Origin of the sequence: Micromonospora sp. NPDC047548 (assembly GCF_040642975.1) — a bacterium.
Taxonomy (GTDB): Bacteria; Actinomycetota; Actinomycetes; order Mycobacteriales; family Micromonosporaceae; genus Micromonospora.
The window spans coordinates 17,894-23,788 of the sequence record NZ_JBEYTI010000034.1; the positions used below are offsets into that span (position 1 = coordinate 17,894).

Annotated in this window: 3 protein-coding genes; 1 reads left to right on the forward strand and 2 read right to left on the reverse strand. The window is 69.1% G+C overall.

Features of this window, described 5'->3' with window-relative positions:
- Window positions 1-125 precede the first annotated feature (125 nt).
- Together ABZ807_RS25710 and ABZ807_RS25715 are read right to left on the reverse strand one after the other, a co-directional pair.
- Complete coding sequence (locus tag ABZ807_RS25710) at window positions 126-2,996, reverse strand: BTAD domain-containing putative transcriptional regulator (RefSeq protein WP_357162993.1); 2,871 nt, start codon at window positions 2,994-2,996, stop codon at window positions 126-128.
- Window positions 2,997-3,259: 263 nt separating this feature from the next.
- Window positions 3,260-4,129, reverse strand: coding sequence for an AfsR/SARP family transcriptional regulator (locus ABZ807_RS25715; protein WP_357162996.1), 870 nt, complete (start codon window positions 4,127-4,129; stop codon window positions 3,260-3,262).
- Between the two features lie 345 nt (window positions 4,130-4,474).
- Here ABZ807_RS25715 and ABZ807_RS25720 point away from each other — a divergent pair, with 345 nt between their 5' ends.
- Window positions 4,475-5,047 carry a sigma-70 family RNA polymerase sigma factor gene (locus tag ABZ807_RS25720; protein WP_357162999.1) on the forward strand — a complete coding sequence of 191 codons (573 nt, stop codon included), beginning with the start codon at window positions 4,475-4,477 and terminating at the stop codon, window positions 5,045-5,047.
- The last annotated feature ends 848 nt before the right edge of the window (window positions 5,048-5,895 follow it).

A 5,895-nucleotide genomic window follows, 5' to 3' on the forward strand; every position in this document is an offset into this window, starting at 1 on the left:
CTCTGTGTTAGCCGCCGCCCGTCGCCGATGCCGTCTGGCGATCATCAAGCCGCGGTGAATCAGCCGGCCCTCCGAGCCGTAAAACCCCACGAGAGCGATGCCCGCGTTGCTTGGAGGTGGGGGTGTCAGTCGGCCGGTGGTCGGTCCAGGTCCAGTGCGAGCGCGTCCAACCGGGCGCGCTGCCGTTCGGCGAACGCGTCGTAGACGCCGTCCAGGAGCTGACGGGCCCGAGCGGCGGTCCGAGCCGCGGCTTCGTGGTCTCCGAACCGAGCCTGGCAGACGGCCAGGGATACCACGCCGTCGGCGCTGTCGTACGCCAACTCCGGCGTCACCGCCAGCGCACGTTCGTACGCCTCGACAGCATGTGCGCCGTCACCAGCCTGTTCGTACAGACGAGCCGTCACGATCAACAGGTGCTGCTCGCCCCCGAGACTGTCGTAGTCGCGGTAGGTGTCGATGCCGCGGCCTAGCTCCGCAACTGCTGCCGCGACGTCGCCCGTGCGGTGGAACAGCAGAAGCGCCGAGAACTCGCGGCAGGCGCCGAGAAACTCGTGAACACGGGTGGCTTCGGGATCGCGGCTTCCGGGCTCGGCGGCGCGGGCCATCTCCTCGGACAGGGTCCTGACCTCGCCGGCCAGCTCCGCGGCAAGCTCGATGTCTTCGCCGGTGGGCCAAGCATGGCGGTCGACCAGCGCACCCGCCATCCCCAGCAAGCCGCTCGCCGTACGCAGCGGGTTGCCGGACATGCGGCCTACCTCGGCCGCCATCTTGAAATGCTGGTACGCCTCATTGTGCTCGCCGAGTTTGGCGTAGCCGCGTCCCAGACCGGTGTGGAGGTAGCCCCGCCACCAGGTGGCGCCCAGCCGCTGCGCTGCGGCGAGAGATCGGCTGCTGGCGGATATCGCCTCGTCCCAGCCGACCAAGCCGTTGCCGGGGTCGTAGGGGTTTGTCTGGAATCCGTTCAAGCCCCAGCCGAAGAGCATGACGCACTCGTCAAAGCCCTCCTGCTCGGCGAGGTCCAGCACCGCCCGCACGTTTTCGTGCTCCTCGGCGAACCAGGCCAGCGCGTCCTTCTTGTCTGCCGGCAGCCAGGGCGTCACGACCGGACCCGGCTGGCCGGCGTCGGCCGTCACCCGGTACGGAGCGACCATCTTCGCCGCCGCGATCAGCGAGTACGCGTAATGCTCGACCGTCCGGCGGGCGGTCTCCTGACGCTCGGCGGCGTCGCCCAGCTCAGCCGCGTACGCCCGGACCAGGTCGTGCGCCCCGTAGCGGCCGGGGCGGTGCTCGTTCAGCAGCTGCGCGTTGCACAGTTCGGCGAGCAGGTCCAGCGTCTCTGCCCGGCTGCGTCCCGCGACGCTGACCGCCGTACTCAGCGCGACGTCGGTACCTGGATGCCGGCCGAGCCGGCGGAAGAGCTCGGCGGCGCCCGGCGAGAGCTGCCGGTAGGACGAGGCGAAGACCGCTCGCACGTCCCGCCCGCTGGTGACGCCGGTGAAGGCGTCCAGCCCGGCGCGTCGCCGGATTTCGGCCGCGACCGCGCTGAGCGTGAAGGCCGGACTGCGCTCCACCCAGGCCGCGCAGATCGCCAACGCCAGCGGAAGGCCGCCGCACACCTCGATGATTTCCGCGGCGGCCTCGGGCTCGGCGTCCAATCGATCCTTGCCCAGTCGCGACCGCAGGTAGCGGTGGGCGTCCGTTTCGGAGAAGACGCCCAGCTTGATCAGCCGTGCGCCGTCCTCGACCGCCAGCCCGCCCAGGTAGCTCCGGCTGGTGACGACGACCGTGCAGCCCAGAGCGGTGGGCAGCAGCGGGCGTACCTGGTCTTCGTCGCGTGCGTTGTCGAGCACCACCAGGACGCGTTTCCCGGTGAGCGCGGTGCGGTAGAGAACGGCCAGGTCCTCCAGCGTCGATGGTTGATGGGACCGCTGCACGCCCAGCGCTTCCAGGAAGTGGCGCAGGGCCTCCGCCGGTTCCAGGGGCGAGTTCCGGGACGAGAAGCCACGCAGATCCAGGTACAGCTGACCGTCCGGATAGAGGTCCAACGCGCCGTGCGCCCATCGCACCGCCAGGCAGGTCTTGCCGACACCGCCGAGCCCGGCGACCACCACGAGAGGCATCGCGTCCTCGGCGAGGCTCTCGAGCCGAGCGAGTTCGGCGTCTCGACCGCTGAACGATCGCAAGTCGGCCGGGAGCTGGGCCGGACGGGGCACAACCGCCGCAGTGCTTGCGGCCGGTGTGGGCAGCGGCTGAACCTCCGGCTCGATCAGCAGGGCCTGATGGGCCAGCCGCATCTGCGGGCCAGGCTCGATCCCCAGCTCGCGGACGAGCAGGTCACGGAACCGCCGGAAACGCCGCAGCGCCTCGGCACGCCGGCCGGCCGCGGCAAGAGCACGCAGCAGGCGCGCGTGGAGCCCTTCATCGAGCGGATACCACGTGGACGCGCGATCCAGCGCCTCGACGAGCACCTCGACACGCCCGGTGCCGAGGGCCAGGTCGGCCGCCTCGGACAGCACCGTGACGTGTTCGCGATCCAGCGCGGCGAAGACCGGATGCCCGCGGACCTCCGGCGGAAGGTCGGACGCGGCAGGTCCGGACCACAGGGCGAAGGCTTCCGCGTACGCGTTGTCGGCCGCTTCCTCGTCGGCCGGTTCTGCCGGTCGCCGCGCCTGGGCGACGAGTTCCCGCCAGCGCAGAAGATCCGCGTCCGTGTCGTCGGTGGCGAGCGCGTATCCCCCGGAAACGCGGCGGATGAGGCCGGCGGGATTCCGGGGTGGGTGTTCCGGCTCCAGCAGCCGGCGCAGGCGGCTGATGTACTGCTGAACGGTGGCGGCAGCGGCGGACGGCGGTGCTCCGGCCCACAGGACGTCTTCGAGGGCGGAGGAAGCGACGGGTCGGCCGGCGGCGGCGACAAGTGTTGCCAGCACGGTGCGTTGCTGCGGCGGCCCAAGTTCGATATCGACGTTGTCGCGCCATCCGCGCACTGGTCCAAGCACTTGGAACCGCAATCTCAATGGGGCTCCCGTCAGACGCCGTTGCCGTGTAACTGCAGCGGTTCCGCCGCGCTGCTGACGACCCTACTCCGGCGGCGATGGTAGCGCCCAAACTGGCTCGTCGCGGCCACCCTGGCGGGATCATGGCCGTGGATCAGCCGACGGGGCACCGGCCACGTCACGCGGCAACGCCGTCGAACAACCGCGTCAACGGGTGTTCGACGGCGTCGGTGCCGGGCGGCCGGCAGGACGGGGCAGCCGTCGTGCTAGGCGGCCGGCACGAGGCGTACGCGCCGATGGGTGGTATTCGGTGACGTCGTGTGCGGACGGGCGTATTCCGTCACCGGATGCGAGGAAGCCGTGGTGGATTCACCGGCGAGGATGCTCTGATGGATGGCGCGCAGCTGGACCCCCGGCTCGAGACCCAGGTCGTCGATGAGCGCTCGGCGGGTCTTCTGGTAGTGCTGCAATGCCTCGGCTACCCGGCCGCTGCCGTGCAGCGCGGTCATCAGCAGCCCCTGGACGTCTTCGCGCAGTGGGTCGGCTGCGGCCATGCTCGTCAGTTCCGGGAGAACCTCGCCGTACCGCCCGAGGCCGACCATGGCCCGGAGGAAGTCGACCCGGGCGGCGGCGACGAGCTGCTGCAGACGCAGACGCTGGCCCGCCACGTACGGCCCGAAGGTGCCGGCGAGCGGCTGACCACGCCACAACTCCAGGGCCGCGTTCAGCTCGGCGCGGGCGGTGCCCCAGTCGTTGCGACCGGCGGCCTCGGCTCCGCGTGCGGTGTGCCGGCTGAATCGGTTGACGTCGATCATCTCGCGTGTGGTGTGCAGGATGTACCCGCCGTACACCGAGTCAATTCGGGCAGGGGCGTCGGGGCTGAGCTCGCTCAGAACTCGCCGCAACCGCGACATGTAGGTGCGAACGGTGGTGACGGCGGACCGGGGCGGCTCGTAGCCCCACATCCCCTCGATGAGTTCCCCGAGCGTGGCCACCGCACCTTCGCGGAGCAGCAACATGACGAGGATGGTCCGCTGCTGCGGCGATCCTAGGTTCAACTCCGCGTTGCCGAGCCAGGCCCGTACCGGGCCGAGGAGGCCGAAGTTCAGGGTCTGCGATGCGTGGGTCTCAGCCATACGGCAACGGTAGCGAGCGAGGTTGATACGAACATTAGTTCAAGGACTGAATGAAGCGTTCAGAGTTTCTTCAACCTGATGACGCATCAGACCACCAGGGCATCGACAGGGGATCAACGCCGGATCGCCTCGGCTCGGAAGCGCGAACCCGGGAAACAACCCCGCGGTCGCGGCAGGAGCACGTTGTCAATCTGACGGCGATGTCTTGTTGATGTCGCGGGCCTCCACTCATCGTGCCCAGTCCAAAGAGGCGAGCGGCTTGGGTGAGGAGGCACGATGGCAACGCTGACTGACGCTACTACCGTTACGCGGGGCAGGATGCCCTCGGCGGATGCCGAATCTCGGATGCGTGAGCTGTACGAGAAGTCGGCCGAGGCGGTGTTCCGATTTCTGCTGCGTCTGGCGTTCGGTCGCCGGCAGCTGGCGGAGGACCTTCTGCAGGAGACCTATCTGCGCGTCTGGCGGAAGTTGGACCAACTGCCGGCGGATCCGGCGTCCGCGGCGCCGTGGCTGTTCACCGTGGCTCGCCACGTGGCGATCGACGCCGCGCGTGCCCGCGACGCGCGCCCGGCGGAAGTCGGCGCTTCCGAGATCCCCGCGATTCCCACCGCGGACGGCCTCGCCGACCACGTGGTCGATTCCCAGATCGTCCGGGCCGCGTTGTCCCGCCTGAGCGACCAGCACCGCGAGGTGCTCTTCGAGGTCTACTACCGGGACGCGGCCCCGCTGGACGTCGCGCGGCGGCTCGGAGTTCCGCTGGGCACCATCCGTTCGCGGACGTTCTACGCGCTCCGGTCGCTCAGTGCACATATCGCCGACGCCTGCGGCGAACGTGTCACCCGGCCGGACCAGTCCCACGTGAGGCCCAGTACCCGAAGGCTGTCGACGCATCCGAAGCAGGTGCTCAACGCGCGGTAGCCGAAGCGGCGGCCAGGGCAGACGTCACCCTTGCCCGGGTTCGCCAGCCAATCATCGATACCCACGCCGCTGCCGTCCGCGGAGCTTTCCCCCAGACCGGGCGGTTCAGCGGCCCCGGCTCTGGCCGACGGCAAGACGGCTGAGCGGGCGGCCTTTAAGGACGCGTACGAGAATGCGCTCACTGCACCAGCCGACCGGGCGACACTGCTCGGTGAGATTGCGGCAGCCCGGTACGCCCCGTGGCCGGGTGTCGCAGTGGGATCGTGTTGGACGTCGCGGGGAGCGGACATCGTCCTGTCCGCCGGATGTCCCACTGATGGGACTTGTTTCGTCCCACAATGCCGCCCGTACATTTGCACGAAACATCTTCGTAGCGGTTCGGCAACCAACGCCGACGCGGTCCCGGAAGCAGGACGAGCGCAATGTCTGCGACGGCACGATGACATCCCGCGACTCCGGTGTGGACACCCTGGCTGCTTCCTTTTTGCCACCTTCCCTGCCGCCCTACCAATTTGCGTGCGGTCAGTGTCGCCAGAGAATCGGCCGCCGGCGCCTGATGGTTTGTGGGTGCGGTCGTGCCTGAGTTGTGGATTCCGACGGATCCGGAGTGGGCGTGGGCGTACAAGGCGATTTTGTATACGTCGGGGGAGGAGTTTCCGGAGGCGCGTGAGGCGGAGTTGCGGGGGTTGGCGCGGGATCTGGTGGAGTTTTCGCGTCAGTTGAATGCTGCGTCGTTCGGGGTGAACACCTTTGCGCATGGGGTGTTGGCGGCGTTGGAGGGCGATAGTTCGCGGGCGTTCCGTGGGTTTGTGTCGGATGTGGCGGAGGAGGTGCCGCAGGGTGCGCAG